22 protein-coding genes are annotated in these 19,803 nt (G+C 62.2%); 13 read left to right on the forward strand and 9 right to left on the reverse strand.

Translation table 11 applies throughout. The features are described from left to right. Positions 1 to 36: 36 nt before the first annotated feature. The 8 genes from murI to K3146_RS06210 all read left to right on the forward strand — a co-directional run bounded on the left by murI (position 37) and on the right by K3146_RS06210 (position 7,879). Entirely contained in the window at positions 37 to 831 is a 795-nt protein-coding gene (murI, locus tag K3146_RS06175) for a glutamate racemase (protein WP_247711101.1), read from the forward strand. Positions 832 to 939: 108 nt separating this feature from the next. Next, a complete protein-coding gene (gene hemA / locus K3146_RS06180; protein WP_221545414.1) occupies positions 940 to 2,160 on the forward strand; it encodes a 5-aminolevulinate synthase in 1,221 nt (406 codons plus the stop codon). A 147-nt stretch (positions 2,161 to 2,307) separates the two neighbouring features. Continuing rightward, the gene (locus K3146_RS06185; protein WP_221545415.1) at positions 2,308 to 3,921 is read left to right on the forward strand and encodes a class I adenylate-forming enzyme family protein; all 1,614 of its coding nucleotides are present in this window, start codon (positions 2,308 to 2,310) and stop codon (positions 3,919 to 3,921) included. Positions 3,922 to 3,997: 76 nt separating this feature from the next. After that, a complete protein-coding gene (locus K3146_RS06190) occupies positions 3,998 to 4,690 on the forward strand; it encodes a nitroreductase (protein WP_221545889.1) in 693 nt (230 codons plus the stop codon). 179 nt (positions 4,691 to 4,869) lie between these two features. Continuing rightward, entirely contained in the window at positions 4,870 to 5,340 is a 471-nt protein-coding gene (locus tag K3146_RS06195; RefSeq protein ID WP_221545416.1) for a hypothetical protein, read from the forward strand. Positions 5,341 to 5,423: 83 nt separating this feature from the next. Further along, complete coding sequence (locus K3146_RS06200) at positions 5,424 to 6,215, forward strand: hypothetical protein (RefSeq protein WP_221545417.1); 792 nt, start codon at positions 5,424 to 5,426, stop codon at positions 6,213 to 6,215. A gap of 110 nt (positions 6,216 to 6,325) precedes the next feature. Continuing rightward, positions 6,326 to 6,664 (forward strand): YciI family protein, encoded by a 339-nt coding sequence (locus K3146_RS06205; protein ID WP_221545418.1) that lies wholly within the window; start codon positions 6,326 to 6,328, stop codon positions 6,662 to 6,664. A 6-nt stretch (positions 6,665 to 6,670) separates the two neighbouring features. Next, on the forward strand, positions 6,671 to 7,879 hold the full coding sequence (locus K3146_RS06210) for an RNA polymerase sigma factor (protein ID WP_221545419.1): 1,209 nt from the start codon (positions 6,671 to 6,673) through the stop codon (positions 7,877 to 7,879). Positions 7,880 to 7,890: 11 nt separating this feature from the next. Here the strand turns inward: K3146_RS06210 and K3146_RS06215 are convergent, their stop codons facing one another. From K3146_RS06215 to K3146_RS06245, 7 genes are all read right to left on the reverse strand, one after another. Continuing rightward, positions 7,891 to 8,751 (reverse strand): DUF5694 domain-containing protein, encoded by an 861-nt coding sequence (locus tag K3146_RS06215; protein ID WP_221545420.1) that lies wholly within the window; start codon positions 8,749 to 8,751, stop codon positions 7,891 to 7,893. A 58-nt stretch (positions 8,752 to 8,809) separates the two neighbouring features. Beyond that, positions 8,810 to 10,012 (reverse strand): type III PLP-dependent enzyme, encoded by a 1,203-nt coding sequence (locus K3146_RS06220; protein WP_221545421.1) that lies wholly within the window; start codon positions 10,010 to 10,012, stop codon positions 8,810 to 8,812. A gap of 188 nt (positions 10,013 to 10,200) precedes the next feature. Further along, positions 10,201 to 11,379 (reverse strand): carboxynorspermidine decarboxylase, encoded by a 1,179-nt coding sequence (locus tag K3146_RS06225; RefSeq protein ID WP_221545422.1) that lies wholly within the window; start codon positions 11,377 to 11,379, stop codon positions 10,201 to 10,203. A 66-nt stretch (positions 11,380 to 11,445) separates the two neighbouring features. Beyond that, positions 11,446 to 11,826 carry a hypothetical protein gene (locus K3146_RS06230; protein ID WP_221545423.1) on the reverse strand — a complete coding sequence of 127 codons (381 nt, stop codon included), beginning with the start codon at positions 11,824 to 11,826 and terminating at the stop codon, positions 11,446 to 11,448. Between the two features lie 91 nt (positions 11,827 to 11,917). Continuing rightward, complete coding sequence (locus tag K3146_RS06235) at positions 11,918 to 12,886, reverse strand: peptidyl-alpha-hydroxyglycine alpha-amidating lyase family protein (protein WP_221545424.1); 969 nt, start codon at positions 12,884 to 12,886, stop codon at positions 11,918 to 11,920. Further along, on the reverse strand, positions 12,883 to 14,187 hold the full coding sequence (locus tag K3146_RS06240; RefSeq protein ID WP_221545425.1) for a S41 family peptidase: 1,305 nt from the start codon (positions 14,185 to 14,187) through the stop codon (positions 12,883 to 12,885). Before K3146_RS06240 ends, K3146_RS06235 begins: the two co-directional genes overlap by 4 nt. Continuing rightward, positions 14,187 to 15,398, reverse strand: coding sequence for a saccharopine dehydrogenase family protein (locus K3146_RS06245; protein WP_221545426.1), 1,212 nt, complete (start codon positions 15,396 to 15,398; stop codon positions 14,187 to 14,189). The genes K3146_RS06240 and K3146_RS06245 overlap by 1 nt, the downstream gene beginning before the upstream one ends. 260 nt (positions 15,399 to 15,658) lie before the next feature. On the opposite strand from K3146_RS06245, the gene K3146_RS06250 reads away from it, so the two are divergent. From K3146_RS06250 to K3146_RS13555, 5 genes are all read left to right on the forward strand, one after another. Then, positions 15,659 to 16,597 (forward strand): threonine ammonia-lyase, encoded by a 939-nt coding sequence (locus K3146_RS06250; protein WP_221545890.1) that lies wholly within the window; start codon positions 15,659 to 15,661, stop codon positions 16,595 to 16,597. A gap of 66 nt (positions 16,598 to 16,663) precedes the next feature. Beyond that, positions 16,664 to 17,116: an MAPEG family protein gene (locus K3146_RS06255; RefSeq protein ID WP_221545427.1), complete on the forward strand. Its 453-nt coding sequence runs from the start codon at positions 16,664 to 16,666 to the stop codon at positions 17,114 to 17,116. A 15-nt stretch (positions 17,117 to 17,131) separates the two neighbouring features. Then, positions 17,132 to 17,566 carry an MAPEG family protein gene (locus tag K3146_RS06260; protein ID WP_221545428.1) on the forward strand — a complete coding sequence of 145 codons (435 nt, stop codon included), beginning with the start codon at positions 17,132 to 17,134 and terminating at the stop codon, positions 17,564 to 17,566. Positions 17,567 to 17,679: 113 nt separating this feature from the next. Beyond that, positions 17,680 to 17,850, forward strand: a complete 171-nt coding sequence (locus tag K3146_RS06265; RefSeq protein ID WP_221545429.1) for a hypothetical protein — start codon at positions 17,680 to 17,682, stop codon at positions 17,848 to 17,850. Further along, positions 17,850 to 17,978 (forward strand): hypothetical protein, encoded by a 129-nt coding sequence (locus K3146_RS13555; RefSeq protein ID WP_282098472.1) that lies wholly within the window; start codon positions 17,850 to 17,852, stop codon positions 17,976 to 17,978. Before K3146_RS06265 ends, K3146_RS13555 begins: the two co-directional genes overlap by 1 nt. A 10-nt stretch (positions 17,979 to 17,988) precedes the next feature. On the opposite strand, the gene trxB is transcribed toward K3146_RS13555, so the two are convergent. Continuing rightward, a complete protein-coding gene (gene trxB, locus K3146_RS06270; RefSeq protein ID WP_221545430.1) occupies positions 17,989 to 18,954 on the reverse strand; it encodes a thioredoxin-disulfide reductase in 966 nt (321 codons plus the stop codon). A gap of 66 nt (positions 18,955 to 19,020) precedes the next feature. Further along, entirely contained in the window at positions 19,021 to 19,800 is a 780-nt protein-coding gene (locus K3146_RS06275; protein WP_221545431.1) for a tyrosine-protein phosphatase, read from the reverse strand. Positions 19,801 to 19,803: the final 3 nt, after the last annotated feature.

Raw genomic sequence — 19,803 nt, forward strand, 5'->3', positions numbered from 1 at the left:
GCTCCGGCAAGCATGGAGCAAGCAAAAGGGACCGATTTGAACTCTTCCAGCCCCATCCTGCTGTTCGATTCCGGCGTCGGCGGGCTCACCGTGCTTGCCGAATTGCGCAAGCTGATGCCCGATGCGCCGGTCATCTACGCGGCCGACATGGCGGGCCTGCCCTATGGCGCGAAGAGCGAGGCGGAAGTGGCAGCGCGCGTCGCAGGGCTGCTGGGCCGGATGGCAGAACGCTACAATCCGCGCCTGATCTGTATTGCCTGCAACACCGCGAGCACGATTGCGCTCGGCATGGTGCGTGAAGTGCTGGAAACGCCGATCGTGGGCACGGTCCCCGCCATCAAGCCAGCCGCCGCGCTCACCAAGACCGGTACGATCGGCTTGCTCGGCACCGAGGCAACCGTGCGTCAGCGCTACGTCGACGATCTCGAGCGCGAGTTCGCGCAAGGCAAGAAGCTGCTGCGCTATGGCGCCAACGGCCTCGTCGCGCTCGGCGAAGCGAAACTGCGCGGCGAGGAGGTCAGCGTGGACGATGTGGCAAAGGCCGCGGCGGGACTCGTGCTGCAGGCGGGCGGCGAGAATCTCGATACGGTTGTGCTGGCCTGCACGCATTTCCCCCTGCTCGAACCCGAATTGCGCGAGGCCTTCGGAAAGGACGTCTCCTTCGTCCATGGGGCAGAGGGTATCGCGAAACGGATTGCCCATCTGCTGGAAGGCCAGAAGTTTCCCTTCTGGAGCAAGAGCTTCGCGGTGACGACCGGCGGGCTGGAAGATTTCAGACGCCTGTCCGGCGCGTTCGAAAATCACGGGATCATGAAACTCAAGCGCTTCTGATCTTTGCGAATCGTTCGCAAAGATCGCGGTAGAAATGCGCGCAGCCTTTGCCTATGTGGACCCCCATATTCGGCCGCTCTTGGACGGCGCTGAAACGGGTGATCCCGGGTGAATTACGACCAGATTTTCGACGAAGCGATCGGCCGCCTCCATACGGAAGGCCGCTACCGCGTGTTCATCGACATCATGCGCAACAAGGGTGCCTTCCCCAACGCGCGCTGCTTCCACGGCCATAACGGCCCCAAGCCGATCACCGTCTGGTGCTCGAACGATTACCTCGCCATGGGCCAGCACCCCAAGGTGATCGAGGCAATGGAAAACGCGCTGCACGACGTCGGCGCGGGTTCGGGCGGCACGCGGAATATCGGCGGCAACACCCACCTCCATGTCGAGCTGGAACACGAACTGGCCGAGCTTCACGGCAAGGACGGCGCATTGCTGTTCACCAGCGGCTATGTCTCGAACGATGCCACGCTTTCGACGCTCGCAAAACTGCTTCCCGGCTGCGTGATTTTCTCCGACGAGCTGAATCACGCCAGCATGATTGCCGGCATCCGCAATTCGGGCTGCGAGAAGCGCGTCTTCCGCCACAACGACCTCGAGCATCTCGAGCAGCTGCTGGCTGCCGAAGATGCCGAAACGCCCAAGGTCATCGCCTTCGAAAGCGTCTATTCGATGGATGGCGACGTCGCCCCGATCCACGCGATCTGCGACCTCGCCGAGAAGTACAACGCCCTCACCTATATCGACGAAGTCCACGCAGTCGGCATGTACGGCGAACATGGCGGCGGCATTTCGGAGCGTGACGAGGCCGCACACCGCATCGACATCATTGAGGGTACGCTGGGCAAGGCATTCGGCGTGATGGGCGGCTATATCGCGGCCGACAAGCGCGTGATCGACTGCATCCGCAGCTACGCACCGGGCTTTATCTTCACCACCTCGCTCAGCCCGGTGCTGGTCGCCGGCGTCCTCGCCGCAGTGAAGCATCTCAAGGAAAGCAGCGAGGAGCGCGATGCGCAGCAAGCTGCCGCTGCACTGCTGAAGGACAAGATGCGCTCTGCCGGTCTTCCGGTCATGCCGTCGACCACGCATATCGTCCCGTTGATGGTGGGCGACCCGGTCCGCGCCAAGAAGATCAGCGACATTCTGCTCGCCGAATACGGCGTCTACGTCCAGCCGATCAACTTCCCCACCGTTCCCCGCGGCACCGAGCGCCTGCGCTTCACGCCGGGCCCCGCGCATACCGAAGCGATGATGGACATGCTGGTCGATGCGCTGGTGGAAATCTGGGACCGGATGGACCTGGAATTGCGCGAGGCCGCCTGAACCGCTGGTGTGAATGTCTGCTCACGTTTTGCTGGCAGAGCCCAAATCCCTGGTCGACGCCTGAAGCGCTTGGCCAACCGGAGCTTGGCATAACCGCCGCAATCCGCTTATCTCCTCCCTTGCAGCGCGCTTGTGGAGAGAAAGCCGATGTACGATGTGAGCCTCACAGAAAGCTTCTTCCCGAAGCAGACCGATCTGGAACTTCGCGACACGACCGTGCCCTCGGTCCTGCGCGAAGCGGCGGCCAAATGGCCAGACCGGGTAGCGCTGCAGGAAACGGACGAGGCGGGCAATCTCAAGCGGTGCTGGACCTATACCGAACTGCTCGCAGATAGTGAGCGGCTCGCCGATGCGCTGCTGACGCGTTACCAGCCGGGCGAACGTATCGTCGTCTGGGCACCCAATATCGCCGAGTGGATACTGTGCGAATATGCGTTCGGCATTGCGGGCCTTGTGCTTGTCACTGCCAACCCCGGCTACCAGCAGCGCGAACTCGCCTATGTGATCGACCAGTCCTCGGCCGCAGGTCTCTTCATCGTCGAGAGCTTTCGCGGCAATCCAATGGGCGACATCGCACGTTCGCTGGCCGAGGAGAATTCGGCCATTCGCGAAGTCGTCGATATGCAGGACGAAGCCTCGCTCTTTGCCAAGGGCGCGATGAACAATCCACGCACCGATGTGTCGGGCGACGATATCGCGCAGATCCAGTATACGTCGGGCAGCACCGGTTTCCCGAAAGGCGTTCTGCTGCATCACCATGGCCTGACCAACAACTCACGCCATGCCTTCGAACGCATCGGGATTGAGCCAAACGGCAAGGGACTGATCGTCGCTCCGCTGTTCCATACCACGGGCTGTGCCGTGTCGGTCCTGGGATCGTGCCAGGCGGGCATCCACGCCTACCTGCCGCCACTGTTCGACCCGAATGTCTGCAATATCCTCGTCGAGCGCGAGAAGATCAATTTCATCAATGGCGTGCCCACGATGTTCATGATGATGCTGGAGGCAGACGATGCCAATCCACGCGACCTCACATCGGTAGAGGTGATCGGTGCCGGCGGCTCGATGGTTTCGCCCGAACTGATCCGCCGCATCAAGGAGCGCTTCGGCTGCAAGTTCACCAATGGCTATGGCATGACCGAGACCTCACCACTGCTCACCGGTACGCGCGATACGGACCCGATGGAAAAGCAATCGGAGACCATCGGCCAGCCCTTCGCCCAACTTGACATGTCGATCCGCGACCCGCAGACCAACGCAGTCGTACCGATCGGCACCGTGGGCGAGATATGCGCGCGCGGCTATAGCGTGATGACCGGTTACAACGACAATCCCGATGCCACAGCGCAGGCCATCGACGAGGATGGCTGGATGCACACGGGCGACCTCGGCCGGATGGATGCGCAAGGGTTCATCACGATCACTGGCCGGGTGAAGGAGATGATTATTCGCGGCGGCGAAAACCTCTTCCCGGTCGAGATCGAGAATATCCTGCTCGAACATGCCGAGGTCGCGCAGGTCGCAGTGGTGGGGCTCCCGGACGAGAAATGGGGCGAAATCGTCGCCGCATTCATCCGTACCCCGGACAACGCCCCCTTCGACCAGCAAGCACTCAAGGCGCATTGCCGCGAACACCTTGCTGCGCAGAAAACGCCGGTGGTCTGGGTGCAGGTGCGTGATTACCCCATGACCGGTTCGGGAAAAGTGCAGAAATTCGAACTGCGCGATGCCTATCTGGCGGGCGCTTACGAGCCCGCCTGAACCGCCGTTCCCTAGCGTCTTTGGCGATGTTCGAAAGCTGCGCTAGCAGGATGACGAATTGAGCAGCGGAGTAATCATGGCCGGCAATCGCGAACAGACATTCGAAGAGGTCGTGATGGGCCGCCGTTCGATCCGCGGCTATCTCGACAAGCCGGTGCCGCGCGACCTGATCGAGGAAATCCTGGCGCTTGCCATGCGCTCGCCCTCCTCGATGAATACCCAGCCCTATCACTTCCACGTGATTACCGGCGAACCGCTCGACCGTATCCGCAAGGGCAATACCGAAAACATCCTCGCAGGCGTACCCGACAGCCGCGAATTTCGTCGGGGCGAACCCTTCGCTGGCGTCCACCGCGAGCGGCAGATCGGCTGCGCGGTCCAGCTGTTTGAGGCCATGGGGATCGAGCGCGACGACAAGGAGAAGCGCCAGGACTGGGTGCTGCGCGGCTTCCGCCAGTTCGACGCGCCCGTCTGCGTCATCATCACCTACGACAAGGAACTCTCGGGCAGCGACGACACGCCCTTCGACTGCGGGGCCGTCACTACTGCCCTCGTCAATGCCGCTTGGAGCCGCGGTCTCGGCTGCGTAATCAACTCGCAAGGCATCATGCAGTCACCCGTCGTGCGCGAACACGCCAGCATTCCCGATGATCAGGTCATCATGAAAGCAGTCGCCATGGGCTGGCCCGATCCGGACTTCCCCGCCAACCCGGTGAAGATCACCAGGCGCGAAGTCAGCGAGGCGGCGCGTTTCGTGGGATTTGACTGAGAGGCCAATTGCTTGCGTTAACTTTCGCAAGCGAGTGGCGCACCGCCTCATCGCCTCACCCTGCACTCTTTTCACCTCGTCGCACTTACCTTGCCCCTTTGGTCAAAATTAAGAGCAATGCGCGAGGCAGTCTCAAGGGCGGCGTTTGTCGCCCCAAGGCTCGATGGAGGGTTAGCACAATGAAGAAAATTGCCTTGGCCGCATTGCCGGCCGCACTCGGTTTGACCGCGCTCGCAACGGGTGCGTTTGCTCAGGAAGATGGCGGTACCCCGCCTGCAACGCCTGACACCGAAACACCCGAGACCGATGGGACCGATCCTGAAGTGATGGAAAGCAATGGTGCGATCGTCACGCGCGAAGCCATCACCGAGGAAGTCGCGATCGTCGACGAGAATGGTGAACCCGTGCTCGACGCCGACGGCAATCCGACTTTCGAGACCGTGGAAACCGGCGGCTGGGTCCAGACGGTGGAAACGCCCTCGGGCAATCGTCACACGATCACCAAGGTCGAAGGCGAACGCGCTGTCGTGACGCACGAACGAGCCGAGCGTTTGGCTCGTGCGGAGCGTCCCGAAAAGCCGGAGAAGCCCGAGAAACCGGAAAAGCCCGAGAAGCCCGAGAAGCCGGAACGTCCCGGCCGCGGCGGCTGATCAGGCCCACATTTTGCGCGTCGTCCGGCGGTCTCGTTCAGAGCCACCCGGGCGGCGCGCCTTCATGTTCAGGAATGAAGACGATGACCCGTATGCTTGCCGCCACAGCCGCGCTGTGTGCCTTCGCTCTGCCCCAGGCCGCTCTGGCCCAAGACTTTGTCCAGTTCGGCGTCGGGGCCGACTACTCCAGCGGCGACTATGGGGAGGATGCCGACACGACCATGCTGGCCGTGCCGGTCTCCGCCAAGCTGAAGACAGGCGATTTGGCTGTGCGCGTGTCAGTACCCTGGGTCAGTGTCGACGGTCCGACGGGGGTCATCCCGGGTGACGGCGGCGTGCGTGGTCCGGGTCGCGGCAATGGCGGGGGAGGAACCGATCCGGTCGAAACCGCCTCGCGCTCCGGCCTCGGGGACATTGTCGCGGCGGCGACCTATTCCTTCGGCCTCTCCGATGCGACCTATTTCGACGTCACCGGCAAGGTGAAGCTGCCGACCGCCTCGGTCGAGAAGTCTCTCGGCACGGGAACAACCGACTTCACTCTGCAAGGCGAACTCATGCAGGTCTTCGGCGATGTCAGCGCGGCCGTGCGAGCCGGTCGACGATTCAATGGTGAGAGCGATGATTTCGCGCTCGACGACGTTTGGCTCGGGGGCGCAAGCCTGTTCCTGGTGTCCGGAGATACAACCTGGGGCCTCGATTACGACTGGCGAGACGGCTCGCTGCCTACTGCGCCAAACCGCAGCGAAGTGACCGGCTCGGCCACGCACAAGCTCAGCGATGGGCTGCGGCTGCAGGGCTATGCCTACACAGGCCTTGCCGATGGAAGCCCCGATATCGGCGGCGGAGTGCAGGTACTGGTCCGCCTCGGTCGGTAAGAATTTTTCGAGGTGACGGATAAATTTTCGTCACTCGTGTCGAAATGCTAGGCTCGCGCACGTCTAGGGGATGAGACCGCCAATGGTTTCGTTTCCGAAGGAGACTTGCGATGAAATATGCTCTGCTGATCCACGAAGACCATTCGCACTACCAGGACGAGGAGAGCTGGCAGGATATTATCCGCCGGCACAATGAATTCGGCCAGAAACATGGCTCTGCGATCGTCGGCGGCGAAGGCTTGAACGGGCCCGAAACTGCCACGACCCTGCGCCGCAATGGTGCGGAGACCATGGTCCATGATGGGCCCTTTGCCGAGGCGCGCGAGCAGCTCGGCGGCTTCTACCTCGTCGATGTCCCTTCGCTCGACGAAGCGATGAGCATCGCCAAGGATATCCCGCTCGCAGGCGAAGGCTCGATCGAGATCCGCCCCTGCATCGGCGAGGACTGAGACGGCTTGGCCGGACCGGTCGATCTGGCCGCGATCGTCGGCGGAAAGCGACTGCGCATTGTCGCGGCGCTTTCCGCCCGGTTCGGCAATCTGGATCTCGCGGAAGATGCCTTTTCCGAAGCCTGCGCACGCGGCGCCGCGCTAACCGAAGCACCGCGCGACTGGGCGGCATGGCTCTATACGGCCGCGTCAAGGATCGCCCTGGACGAACTTCGTCACACAAAGGTCGTCCGCGAACACAGGCTTGGCGCTGCGGAAACGGAGGAAGGAGAGATGGGCGAGACCGAGCTGATTCCCGACCGCAGGCTCGCGCTGATCTTCGCCTGCTGCCACCCGGCAATCGACATCGTTTCGCGGGTGACGCTGGCCTTGTCGACGATCTGCGGCTTCACCGCCGAGCAGGTCGCCCGTGCATCGCTCCTCAGCCCTGCCGCCGTCTCGCAGCGGCTCGTACGGGCCAAGCGCAAACTGGCTGGTGGCGGTATCGTGTTCGAGATTCCCGATCCGCGTTTCTACGGTGAGCGTCTCGAAGCAGTCCTGACCACCCTCGAGATAGCCTACTCCAGACCCCACTCCTCGAGCGCGACCGAAGGAAGCGACCCCTTGCTCGCGAGGCAGGTGCTCGAATTTGCACGATTGCTCATCGAACTCCTTCCGGACGAAGCCGAGGTGCTGGCACTGGCTGCCACGCTTCACTTCTCCGAAGCCCGGCGCGGCGCGCGCACCGACGCAGATGGGGCGATGATCCCCCTGGCAGAGCAAGACCCGGGACTGTGGGACGGCGAACTACTGAATGCTGCCAGGCATTGCCGTAGCCGGATCGGCCTCGACAACGAACTTACACCGAGGCTCATCCAGCTTGAGCTGCAACACGCATGGTGCGCCCGCAAAACCGCCGAGGATGCGCCACCCTGGCCGCGCATCCTCCAGCTCTATGATCGCCTGCTGGAACTGGATGACAACGCCTTCGCCCGGCTCAATCGCATCGTCGCGCTGGAGAGAGTCGAAGGCGCTGCCAGCGCATGGGCGGAATTCGAAACCCTGCCCGCCGGACAACTCGAGAATGTCCCTGCCTATCACGCAGTCAAAGCCGACCTACTCGCTAGCCGCGGCAAACTCGCAGCGGCACGGGCAGCCTATGATGCTGCAATCACCCTGCAGGAATCGGATGCCGAGATCAGGTGGCTGACGGCGAAACGGAATGAGCTCGCATAGCGAGGTTCTCGCTAGTCCGTAGCCCCGTCCAAGGCAGCTGCAGCGACGAGATAAGGCATGGGCTCCACCAGCTTGTAACCAGGCATACGCCTTACGAAATGCCGCAACCAGGTGGCATGGCCGCTACCTGCGATCACCAGGATGCGGTCTCCCGGCTCTGCGAACATGTCGATCTTGGAGAACATCTTCGCGTTGCGCATGTACCAGTAGGCGTTCAGTTCCGCACCGGGCTGCGCATCGCCATTTCCGATCGACAGCAGCGAATAATAAAGCTTGTCGTGCATGGCGCCGACACGATCGGGATCGTTGTGTTGAAGAAGTGATTCCGCGATCGATTGCGTCGGCAGGGCTGCTTGCTCTTCCGCTGCCATCACTTGCAATTCGTCGAAAAGAGACTGAAGAAGCTCCATCCCACCATTTTCGGCAGCGAAGGACTGAACCTTACCCATCGGGAAGTAGTCCGGCTCACCCTCCCCCGGCTGTTCATCGTAGCCAAAAACCTCGTCATGCCCCAGCTGACGGGCGAGACGGAATCCGATCTGGACGCTTTCGTTGCGACGCGTACCGAGCAACTCCTCCGTACGCGCATAGTCTGGTAAGGTAAGCTCTGGTGCCTTCGCCTGAGCTTCCACGGCGATACGCGTGGGGCCCCATTCGGCAAGAACATCGACGAGATTTCGGATTTCCCGCTGGCGCTTCACAGCAAGCACGTCACCGACTTCGATATTGACTGCGTCGAGCCCAGGATTGGCGAAGTGATAGACCCCGAGGACCATGACCTCGGTATCGGGCTGAGTGGCTTCATCGGCCTGAGCGGTGGCAGGCACGGCAAGTAGCGAGGCTACTGCGGCGATAAGTCGCTTCAAGTTCATGGGAGAACCTCCTTCGTGTATTGCTGCATTAATACACAAAGGAGGCGCGTTGCAAGTCCTAGCGCAAGCTCACCACATTGTCCGCGACAGGCCGCTGGCGGCTGCCGTCGTAGAGGCTAGCCATCGGCTCGTCGGTCACGATGATGCGTTCTGCAGCGCCGAAACCGTTGAAATCGGTCTTCATCGCCGCGCCGTATGCGCCGAGCATGCCGATCTCGATGTAATCGCCCGCCTGGATATCTTCCGGCAGGGCGAAGGGACCAGGCATGTAGTCGGCATCGTCGCAGGTCGGGCCGTAGAAGGCGAAATCCATCTCCGGCTTGATGAGGTCGTCTTCGAGCGCGCGGACGGGGAATTTCCAGTCCACATGCGCGGCATCGAACAGCGCGCCGTACGCGCCGTCATTAATGTAGAGTTCCTCGCCGCGGCGCTTTTCCACCTTCACCACGAGGCTGCTGTATTCCGCGCACAGCGCACGGCCAGGTTCGCACCACAGCTCGGCGTTGTAGGCGATCGGCAGCGCGTAGAAGTGCTGGTGGATGATCTTGAAATAATCCTCGAGCGGCGGCGGTTCCATGCCCGGGTAAACGGAGGGGAAGCCCCCGCCCACGTCGATCATGTCGATGACCACCGAAGCTTCGGCAATCGCGGCACGAGTGCGGTCCAATGCCTGCACGTAAGCGAACGGGCTCATCGCCTGGCTGCCGACGTGGAAGCACACGCCCAGCCAGTCGGCATACTGGCGGGTTTCCTGCAGCAGTGCGGGCGCTTCGGTGAGGTCGCAGCCGAACTTGGCGGCAAGGCTCAGCGCAGCGTGCTCGGACGAGACGCGAAGACGTACGCACAGGCGCAGGTCGGTTGCGTTTTCGCCATTCTCGTCCCGCGTCGCCTCGACGATCTTTGCCAGCTCCTCGCTGGAATCGAGGCTGAAGGTCTTCACGCCGTGCTTGAAATAGGCCTCGCGGATCGCGCCGGGCGACTTCACCGGATGCATGAAGCACAGCGTCGCATCGGGCAGCGTCGCGCGCACCGAGCGCACTTCGGCGATCGATGCGACATCGTAATGCGTGATGCCGTTATCCCACAGGATCTGGAACAGGTCGGGCGACGGGTTCGCCTTCACCGCATAGAGCGACTTGCCCGGAAACTTCTCGACAAAGAAGCGGGCAGCGCGCGCAGCGGCGTGCGGGCGATTGAGGATTACAGGTTCGTCCGGCGAAAGAGCGCGGACTACAGCCTTGGCATCAGGAAAATGCTGCAACTCAAGGGACCCCCTAAACGGTCCATCCGGACCATGAAACGACAAGCTGCCTTGCGGTTAGGAAGTCCCCTTGGGGCAGCGGGAGCGGCGCATATATCTCGTCGATCATGAAACGCAAGTGAATATGAAGCGAAAATTCGCAACCCTCAAGTCAGGCGCATCGGGCCTCAGCTGCGATGGGACGTGGTTCAGCTCAACCGGTCGCGGAAGGTGGAATAGCCGAATTCCTTGACCAGCTCGAGCTGGTCGGATTCGCTATCCCACATGTAGATGGACGGTAACTGGACACCGTTGAAGGTGTTGGTCTTGACCATCGAGTAATGCGCCTGGTCGAGGAAAGCGAAGCGCTTGCCCACTTCCGCACCGCCGGGGATGCGGTAGTCGCCGATCACGTCGCCTGCAAGACAGGAGGGGCCGCCGATGCGGACCTCGGGCGTCTCGGCGTCCGTGGCTTCGCCGAGCATGGCAGGACGATAGGGTGCTTCGATCACGTCGGGCATGTGGCAGGTGGCCGATACGTCCGCGATGGCGACAGGAACGCCGTTGAAGCCGGTGTCGAGGATCGTGCCGACGAGGATGCCCGCATCGAGCGCGACCGCTTCGCCCGGTTCGAGATAGATTTCCGCGCCGGTGTCGTCCTTCGCATCCTTCAGGAACTCGACCAACTCCTCGCGCTGGTAATCGGCGCGGGTGATGTGGTGGCCGCCGCCCATGTTGATCCATTTGAGCTGGCCGAACCACGGTTCAATGGCGTCGAACACGCGGTCCCAAGTCCGGATCAGCGGCTCGAGATCCTGTTCGCAGAGGTTGTGGAAGTGGATGCCTTCCACCCCTTCCATCATCTCGGGCGTCAGCTGGTCGAGCGGGAATCCGAGGCGGCTGCCGGGACTGGAGGGATCGTAACGCGGCACTTCGCCGGTCGGAACCTGCGGGTTGATCCTCAGGCCGACTTCGAAATCCTGTCCCGAGGCGCGCGCATTGTCGAGAATGAGCGCCGCGCGTTCCATCTGGCCGGGCGAATTGAAGATGACGTGGTCCGAAAGGCGGCAGACCTCGTCCAGTTCGTCGGGCTTGTAGGCCGCGCAATAAGTGCTGATCTCGCCGTCGTAGAATTCGCTCGCCAGCCGCGCTTCCCACAGGCCCGAGGTGCACACTCCGTCGAGATACTCCCCGATGATCGGCGCTGCGCTCCACATGGAGAAGGCCTTGAGCGCGGACAGCACCTTAATCTCCGCCTCGTCGCGGATCTCGGCGAGCACCTGGCAATTGGCCCGCAGCTTGGCCGCATCCACGACGAAGGCGGGGCTGTCGACACGATTGAGATCGAATTGGGCAAAGGCGCCCGGATCGCCGGCTTTGGTTTCCATGCCGCGCGCCCTAATGCCAAAGCGGCGCGGCGGGAAGAGCCCGCGCGTTTCGCGCGCTGCTTGGTGCTATTGTCGACGTGCAGTGGCGTAGAGCGCGGCGAGCACGCCCTGGATCGTTCCCGCGTATATTCCGCGCAACGCGACTTCGCCCATCGATACACCCAGGTTCTGTGGTTCGATGAAGAGCTTGAAGTAACCCGCATAGCCCGCGCAGCAGGCCAATAGAGCAACTGCCAGCGCCGCTACCCACCGACCAGCCGTTCCGCCTGCCCGCCCGGCGGCGAAGCGGGCAAGGAAGTAGGGGATTACACCGGTCAGCAGGACCAGCACGATCACCGAGACGAGATAGCCTGCGCTAAACGCCGCCGGTGCAGCGGAGAAGTATTTGAAGGCGGCAAAGAGGGCCAGAAACACCAAGTAGGCGATCGAAGCGTGCGAACGTGTCATATTTCCTCCGGTCTGGCAGTCCCGGAAGGGTGGGATACCGAAGTAACGGCCATTTAGCCACTCGGCATGAATCTACCGCCGCTAGGTCCCCTTACCTGCCTTCATTCTCTAAGGCGAACCGCACAACGCGGTTGCCGTAGACGTCGGTCACATAGGCATTGCCCTCGCGATCGACGGCGATGTCATGGCCAAGGCTCGCACCCTCTCCCCCTAGGCCGATGTCGAGCGAACGTTCGACCGTTCCGTCGGCCGCGTAGACGCGAATGATTGTGCCCGTCCGGTCCTCTCCATCGCGTCCCTCGACAGCGGCGAGCCGTCCCCCGCCGAGGGCCGCCAGCCCGTAGGTGTGATTGCCGGTCTTCGAAGCGCGGCTCTCCAGCAGTGTTCCGTCGTGCGCGAAGACCTGTATCCGCGCATTCTCACGGTCGGCGACGTAGATACGCTCTTCGTCCACCGCGATGCCATGCGCGATACTGAAATCGCCCCATTCCCGCAGAAACGCGCCACTGCGGTCGAACTCGGCGACGCGGGTGTTCACATAGCCATCGGCAACCAGCACGCGATCACCGAGGAAGGCGACGTCTGCGGGCCGTCCGAAATGCCTCTCGTCCTGGGCGCCGACCCCGCGCTCGCCGATAACGAGTTGCTCTTCGCCATCGTGGCTGAAGCGGAACACCTGCTCTCGCGCGACATCGGTGATCCACACGGCGTCATCGGCATCCACCGAGAGGCCATGCGGCATCACGAATGTGCCCGCCCCCCATTGCGCAAGCAGTTCGCCATCCGTGTCGAACATGAAGACGGTCGGTTCGGCGATCGGTTCAGTCGTGAACGGCTCTTCCCACTCCCTGCCTGCGCGATGAAGCACGAAGATGTGGCCATGGCTGTCGACCTCGACCGCGCTGACCTGCCCGAAAATAGCGTCGGCGGGGATGGTGGGCCAGTTCTCGTCGATCTGCGCCTTTGGAGGTGCTTCACGAGGCGCGGGTGCGCCACAACCGATCAGCGCCAGCGCAATTGCCGAAACCGCAAGGCCGCGAACCGAATGGCCAATCATCATTCCCCCTCTCCTGCCAGTATTTCCAGTGCACGGCGGACAGCAGGATCGCTGCCGTCCGGGGCCGTACTTGCGGCGGAGAGCGGGTAGTCTGCCACGAAATCCTCGCGCGGGGTGCCGTCGACATGGAACAGAGCCTCTCCACCCAGATCGACACGTGCACCGCTTGCCTCAAGATCGTAGTTCCACAATCCGCCCAGCAGGTCGCCCATGTCCGAACCGACCGACACCGCCCCGGTCGCGGCATCCATCCCGATCACGATGCCCTCGCCCATGCTGCCGGTCCATTTCCCGTGCAGTACGACAACCGGCCCGGTGAACTGCGGCTGCCTCGGCATGACATATTCCACGAACTGGCGCGGCACGGTGAATTCGCGCTCGAACGCGGGAATCCGGTGCATCTGGTAAGGCGTCGTTTCATCCGTGAAGTGACCGATGATCGAGCGCGCAACCTCGGTGTTGCCGCCGCTGGGGGTTTCGCGCATGTCGAGGATCACGGCAGTTGCTCCGGCAGCAATGGCCTGTTCCAACGCTGCGTCGAAAGCGAGAATGGTGTCGTTATTGCCGAGCGAGTTGTTCGGGCGGAGCACCGCCACAGTCCCATCGACTCCAACAAATGAGAAGCTCACCGGATCACGCTCGTTTACCGCTCGAGCGAATACGCGGGCGTTGGCCAGACTGACGGTCACCACTTCGCCCGACGCGACGCGGCGTACAACGAGCGACCTTTCGCCCGCTCGTTTGCCGTTCACTGCCAGTGTCAGCCCGTAGTCGAGTTGGAGCGGTGTCGGTTCGCCAATGACCGGGCCATAGGGCAACAATGCAGCGTCCAGAGCCTGTACCCCATCGACCGCGATCACCTCGTCGCCGGGCCGCAACCCTGCCTCGAAAGCGGCGGAATCGCGCCGTACATCGGCGACCACGGCCCGACCATCCGCCACCCGCATGGCGAGATCGGAGGAGGTCATGACGATATTGTAGTCATCGTCGTCGAATGGGCCGACAATCAGGTGCGGATCGGAAAATGTGAGCGCAGTCTGATGGAGGATGCGCCGCAGTTCCGACCTGTCCTTCGCCTCGAGGGCCACTGCCCGAGTACGCGCAAGCTGCGCATCCACATCCATATCTTCGCGGTCGATATAGGCGTATTTGCCGCGCAGGAGCTGCTCAAATTCGCTCCAGCCCGCCTCGGCATCGAATTCGGCCTCAGTACTTTCCTTGGCCCTGTCCTGTGCGAGTACGGGCTGGACGCTCAGCCCGCCAAGACCAAGAGCCAGCGCGGCGAGCGTCCCCCCAACCCTCATCAGAAGTCGACCGGTCCGTCCATTTCCTTCACCTGCCAGGGCAGGCCGTGCTCGTTGAGCATCTCCATGAAGGGAACGGGGTCCATCTGTTCCATGTTGAACACGCCGTCGCCCGACCACTCGCCGGTGACCATCATGGCCGAGCCGATCATCGCGGGCACGCCTGTGGTGTAGGACACGGCCTGGTTGCCGGTTTCCTCGTAAGCCGCCTCGTGGCTGCAGATGTTGTTGATGTAGAAGGTCTTTTCGCCCGACCCATCGAGCGCTTCGCCGGTCGCGATAACGCCGATATTGGTGTTGCCCTTAGTCGTTTCGCCCAGCGTTTCGGGCTTGGGCAGCACGGCGGCTAGGAATTGCAGCGGAATGATTTCCTTGCCCTTGTACTTGATCGGGTCGATCCGCGTCATGCCGACATTCTGCAGCACGGTAAGGTGCTTGATGTATTCGTCACCGAAGGTCATCCAGAAACGCGCGCGTTCCAGTTCCGGGTTGAACTTGGCGAGGCTTTCCAGCTCCTCGTGATACATCATGTACATGTTCTTCGGGCCAACGCCCTCGAAGTCGAATTCGACTTTCTTCGCCATCGCCGGGGTCTCGACGAACTCGCCGTTCTCCCAGTGACGCGCAGGCGCGGTCACTTCGCGGATGTTGATTTCCGGATTGAAGTTGGTGGCAAAGGCCTGACCATGGTCGCCGCCATTGCAATCGAGGATATCGAGCTGGCGGATGGTCTTCAGCTTGTGCTTCTTCAGCCACATGGTGAAAACGCTGGTCACGCCCGGATCGAAGCCCGAACCGAGCAGCGCCATCAGGCCCGCGTCCCTGAAGCGGTCGTGATAGGCCCACTGCCAATGATACTCGAACTTGGCCTCGTCCTTGGGCTCGTAGTTCGCCGTGTCGAGATAGCTCACGCCCGCCTCGAGGCAGGCGTCCATGATCGGCAGGTCCTGATACGGCAGAGCGAGGTTCACGACGAGGCTCGGCTGAGTTTTCTTGATGAGATTGACCATGGCCGGGACTTCCTCGGCATCGATCTCGTAGGTCGAGATGTCCACGCCGGTGCGCGTCTTCACGCTTTCGGCGATGGCATCGCATTTGGACTTGGTGCGGCTGGCGAGATGGATATCGGTGAAGATATCCTTGTTCATCGCCATCTTGTGCACGCAAACGCTGCTGACGCCGCCCGCGCCGATGACCAGGACTGTCGACATGTGTGAAACCTCTTCGTGAATTCGATTCTTGCGCGCCCTCTAACCGAATGCACGCGCGCCGCCAATCGATCCGGAAAACCCGTTTCCTATTTCCCGGCGCTGCGACATAAGCGCGGCCATGGAGAGAGTAGCCCAGACCTGCCATAAAGCGCCGATCGCGAGGCAGAACGCGCTCGGCGGTTTCTTCGCCAGGACCGTGTTCCATCTGTTCCATCCTGACGGAGTGTTCCGTGAGCAATCCTAATCCAGTCCAACAGCGCATGCCGACGCGGGGCGGCGTGCAGGAGGCGGCAAAATCGATTGCGGCAATCCTCCCGCCGACGCCCTTGCTGCCGGTCGAGATCAACGGCGCTCGATGCCATGTGAAGGCCGAAAGCCTGCAGCCGGTCGGTGCCTTCAAGATCCGCGGCGGCTGGTGGCGCCTGTCGAACCTGAGCGAGGAAGAGAAGGCGCGCGGCGTGGTCGCCGTATCCTCGGGAAATCACGCTCAGGGGGTCGCGTGGGCGGCGCGCAAACTCGGTATCGCGGCAACCATCGTCATGCCGCGCAACGCTCCGAAGGTAAAGCTGGAGGCTACGCGCGCACTGGGCGCAGAGATCGTGCTCTACGAGCGACCGGGCGAGGACCGCGACGAGGTAGCCGCAAGGCTTATTGAGGAACGCGGCGGGACGCTGGTCCATGCCTTCGGTGATCCCTGGGTGATCGAGGGACAGGGCAGCGCCGGCGTCGAGATCGAGGCGCAGCTCGGCCACGCGCCCTCGCGTATACTTGTATGCTGCGGTGGCGGGGGCCTTGCGGCGGGCCTCGCCCTCGCCTGCCCCGAAAGCGATATCCACGTGGTGGAGCCGCATTGTTGGGACATGGTCGGGCAGGCAATTGCGGCAGGCGCGATCGTTCGCGTGAGCCAGAACCCTCCCTCCACGATTTGCGACGCGCTCCAGCCCGATGCGACCAAGCCGATCAACCTTGCCGTGCTGCAAGGGCGTGCAGAGCCCGGTGTGACCGTGACCGATGAAGAGGTGCGCGCCGCACAGCGCTTTGCCTTCTCCGCGCTCAATCTCGTCGCCGAACCTGGAGGTGCGGCAGCGCTCGCCGCAGCGCTGGCGGGTAAGGTGCCGCTGGACGAGCATACGGTGATCATGCTCACCGGGGGGAACACCGATGCAGCCAGTTTCGCCGAAACGCTGTTCGGAAACTAGGTTGCATTTGACAATCTATTGCCCCGCACGCAAGTTCGGGTAATCAGGGTCGAAAGGGAGGAAATAATGCAGGCTCAAATGCTCGCACCCGCAGCGGTGCTCGTCGCGTGGTCGATGGTGATGCTGTTCTGGATGGCAGGGACGCGGTTCCCCGCAATCAAGGCCAGCGGCAGCAGTCTCAAGGATGCCAAGCCAGGTGGACGCGGACAGGATCTCGATGGCGTCCTGCCCGACAAGGTCCAGTGGAAAGCCCACAACTACAACCACCTGATGGAGCAGCCGACTATCTTTTATGCTGCCAGCGTCATCATCGCGATCATGGGCGCCAGCGCGCTCGATCCGCTGGTGGCGTGGGCCTATGTGGTGCTGCGCATTATCCACTCGATCTGGCAGGCGACGGTGAATGTGGTTGCCGTCCGGTTCAGCCTGTTCCTCCTGTCGAATTTCGCCATGCTCTACCTCGCCTATCGCGCGGTCGCCGTGACGCTGTTCCACGATCCGAGCCTTGCGCCCGCCTGACCCGGAGATTGACCGATGATCGATGCTGAAATCCTGCGGCCGGTGGTGGTCCTGCTGGCCTGGACAATGGTCATGTGGGTGTGGATGTACGCGACCCGCATTCCGGCGATGAGCAAGGCGGGAATCAAGCCCGACGATGCTCGAAAGACAAAGGGCCTGGACGAAACGCTTCCTCCCGAAGTCCAGTGGAAGGCTCATAATTACAATCATTTACACGAGCAACCGACCGTATTTTATGCGGTCTGCCTGGTCCTCGCCATGGTTGGATGGGGCGACGGGATGAATGCGCTGCTGGCGTGGATATACGTCGGACTCAGGATCATTCACTCGCTGGTCCAGGCTACCGCCAACCGCGTCATGGTCCGCTTCGTTCTGTTCTCGCTATCCAGCCTCGTGCTGATGGCACTGATCTTCCACGCCGCGATCTGGGCGTTCGATATTCACTTTTGATCCGAATTCGGCCGGTCGGGCATCTCCCGGTCGGCCTCACTCTTCCTTAAGACCCTCCCGCTAGGTTCAGCACTCTTCGAAGAGCGCATTCTACCGAATGCTGGGGCTGATCGATGCAGGAAGACGATCGCGGTTGGTGGAAGTTTCTTGAGTTCCTCGTCTCCGGGGAGCCGGGTTCCTTCGTGTTCTGGGGCCTCGCAGCTTTCGTATTCCTGACGCGCAAGAACAAGAGCTGGATCGACCACGATGGCTGGATCCCATTCTACCGAAGGGATGAGGAATAATGGCCGATCCCAATTTCCTCTGGCTGGCGGGACTTGGCCTTGCATCCTACGTTATGGGTCGCTGGGTTATCGGCCCGCGCGACCCGAACAAGCCCCGCAAATGGTGGGATTATCGCCGTATAGATTAGGGTCTGCGGATTACTCCGCCGCTTCGCGCTCCGCCACTTCCAGCGTGGCGAGGAAGCGCTCGGCATCGAGCGCGGCCATGCAGCCCATGCCTGCCGCGGTGACCGCCTGGCGATAGGTGTGGTCGGTCACGTCGCCGGCAGCAAACACGCCCGGGATTTCGGTCTTGGGCGAGCCCGGTTCGGTCAGAAGGTACCCGCCGTCATCCATCGGCAGCTTGCCCTTGAACAGCTCTGTTGCAGGGGCGTGGCCGATGGCGACGAAGGCACCGTCCGCCTCGAGCGTGCTGTCCTCGCCTGTCACGGTGTCGCGCAGGTTCAGATGATGCAGCGCGCCATTGGGTCCGGCTTCGAAGCTCTCGACGGTCTTGTTCCAGATGACCGAGATCTTGGGATGGTTGAGCAAGCGTTCCTGCAAGATCTTCTCGGCGCGCAGCTCGTCACGCCGATGGATCAGTGTGACGTCGTCCGAGTGATTGGTGAGGTAGAGCGCTTCCTCCACAGCGGTGTTGCCGCCACCGATCACGGCGACTTTCTTGCCGCGGTAGAAGAAGCCATCGCAGGTCGCACAGGCCGACACGCCCTTGCCGCCCAATTCCTGCTCGCCCGGCACGCCCAGCCACTTGGCCTGCGCGCCGGTGGCAATGACAAGCACATCGGCCACGTATTCGTCGCCGCTGTCGCCCTTGGCGGTAAAGGGCGAACCCTTGGAGACATCGACATCGACGATCGTGTCCCACATCATCCGTGTGCCGACATGCTCGGCCTGCTTCTGCATCTGCTCCATCAGCCAGGGACCCTGGATCACGTCGGCAAAGCCGGGATAGTTCTCGACATCGGTGGTGATGGTCAGCTGGCCGCCCGGCTGGAGCCCCTGCACGACGATCGGCTCCATCATCGCGCGCGCGGCGTAGATTGCGGCGGAATAGCCAGCGGGGCCGGAGCCGATGATAAGCATCTTGGTGCGATGGGTAGCCATGGGTCGTGTCTCTTGGAGGGTCTGACGAGGAATGATGAGGCTATATGGGGATTGCCCCTGCCAGAGTCACGTCACGAACCGCGCGCGAAGGCGGTCCTTCAACAGGTCGTCCACACCTAAGGCGGTCCCGATGAAGTTGTCGAGCGAACCGTGGTCGTCCTCGACCTCGCGCCAGAAGGTCTCGAGATACTCTTCGCGCACACCCAGCAGCGCCATGACCGCGCCCTGGTCGAGCTTGCGTCCGAGACGTTCCTCGATACCCGGCACCGATTGCGCCGCAAGCACCTCTAGCGTCGGGGCATCATTCGTTCTCAGGAATTCGGCCATCTGGTCGCTTCGCGCCACGCCGAGCACATGAAGCAGCAGCATCGCCGCAACACCAGTGCGATCCTTCCCGGCGAAGCAATGGACGAGGCTCGCCCCTTCACGCTCGGCCAAAAGCTTGAAAAAGCGCGAGAACATCGTGATCATCGCGGGATTGCGCGGCATGCGCGAATAGACTGCGAGCATGCGTTGCCGGGCGAAATCCTCGGTGGTGGTCTCGGGATCGACATCCATGTGCGGCGGGCTCGAGGTCGTTTCGCCTTCGTAGAAGAAGACTTCGCCCCCAAAGCCGTCCGGTCGCTTGCAGGGGTTGCGCTCGCGCTCCGACAGACCCCGCAAGTCGATCACGGTTCGGATATCGAGCGCATGCACCGATGCCAGATCGGCGTCGCTCGCTCCGACGTGCTGTCCCGAACGCCAGAGCAAGCCAGTCGCCACCCGCGCGCCGCCCTGCGTCGCCCAACCGCCGTAGTCGCGGAAATTGTGGATGCCTTCGGTCTCGAGAAATGGGTCACGAATCATGGC

Source organism: Qipengyuania vesicularis, from assembly GCF_019711415.1.
Taxonomy (GTDB): domain Bacteria; phylum Pseudomonadota; class Alphaproteobacteria; order Sphingomonadales; family Sphingomonadaceae; genus Qipengyuania; species Qipengyuania vesicularis.

Excerpts from the sequence above, each read along its gene's own strand:
- K3146_RS06185 (WP_221545415.1), top strand. The coding sequence starts at position 2,308 with ATGTACGATGTGAGCCTCACAGAAAGCTTCTTCCCGAAGCAGACCGAT.
- K3146_RS06190 (WP_221545889.1), top strand. The coding sequence starts at position 3,998 with ATGGCCGGCAATCGCGAACAGACATTCGAAGAGGTCGTGATGGGCCGC.
- K3146_RS06195 (WP_221545416.1), top strand. The coding sequence starts at position 4,870 with ATGAAGAAAATTGCCTTGGCCGCATTGCCGGCCGCACTCGGTTTGACC.
- K3146_RS06200 (WP_221545417.1), top strand. The coding sequence starts at position 5,424 with ATGACCCGTATGCTTGCCGCCACAGCCGCGCTGTGTGCCTTCGCTCTG.
- K3146_RS06205 (WP_221545418.1), top strand. The coding sequence starts at position 6,326 with ATGAAATATGCTCTGCTGATCCACGAAGACCATTCGCACTACCAGGAC.
- K3146_RS06215 (WP_221545420.1), bottom strand. The coding sequence starts at position 8,751 with ATGAACTTGAAGCGACTTATCGCCGCAGTAGCCTCGCTACTTGCCGTG.
- K3146_RS06225 (WP_221545422.1), bottom strand. The coding sequence starts at position 11,379 with ATGGAAACCAAAGCCGGCGATCCGGGCGCCTTTGCCCAATTCGATCTC.
- K3146_RS06230 (WP_221545423.1), bottom strand. The coding sequence starts at position 11,826 with ATGACACGTTCGCACGCTTCGATCGCCTACTTGGTGTTTCTGGCCCTC.
- K3146_RS06235 (WP_221545424.1), bottom strand. The coding sequence starts at position 12,886 with ATGATGATTGGCCATTCGGTTCGCGGCCTTGCGGTTTCGGCAATTGCG.
- K3146_RS06240 (WP_221545425.1), bottom strand. The coding sequence starts at position 14,187 with ATGAGGGTTGGGGGGACGCTCGCCGCGCTGGCTCTTGGTCTTGGCGGG.
- K3146_RS06245 (WP_221545426.1), bottom strand. The coding sequence starts at position 15,398 with ATGTCGACAGTCCTGGTCATCGGCGCGGGCGGCGTCAGCAGCGTTTGC.
- K3146_RS06250 (WP_221545890.1), top strand. The coding sequence starts at position 15,659 with ATGCCGACGCGGGGCGGCGTGCAGGAGGCGGCAAAATCGATTGCGGCA.
- K3146_RS06255 (WP_221545427.1), top strand. The coding sequence starts at position 16,664 with ATGCAGGCTCAAATGCTCGCACCCGCAGCGGTGCTCGTCGCGTGGTCG.
- K3146_RS06260 (WP_221545428.1), top strand. The coding sequence starts at position 17,132 with ATGATCGATGCTGAAATCCTGCGGCCGGTGGTGGTCCTGCTGGCCTGG.
- K3146_RS06265 (WP_221545429.1), top strand. The coding sequence starts at position 17,680 with ATGCAGGAAGACGATCGCGGTTGGTGGAAGTTTCTTGAGTTCCTCGTC.
- K3146_RS13555 (WP_282098472.1), top strand. The coding sequence starts at position 17,850 with ATGGCCGATCCCAATTTCCTCTGGCTGGCGGGACTTGGCCTTGCATCC.
- trxB (WP_221545430.1), bottom strand. The coding sequence starts at position 18,954 with ATGGCTACCCATCGCACCAAGATGCTTATCATCGGCTCCGGCCCCGCT.
- K3146_RS06275 (WP_221545431.1), bottom strand. The coding sequence starts at position 19,800 with ATGATTCGTGACCCATTTCTCGAGACCGAAGGCATCCACAATTTCCGC.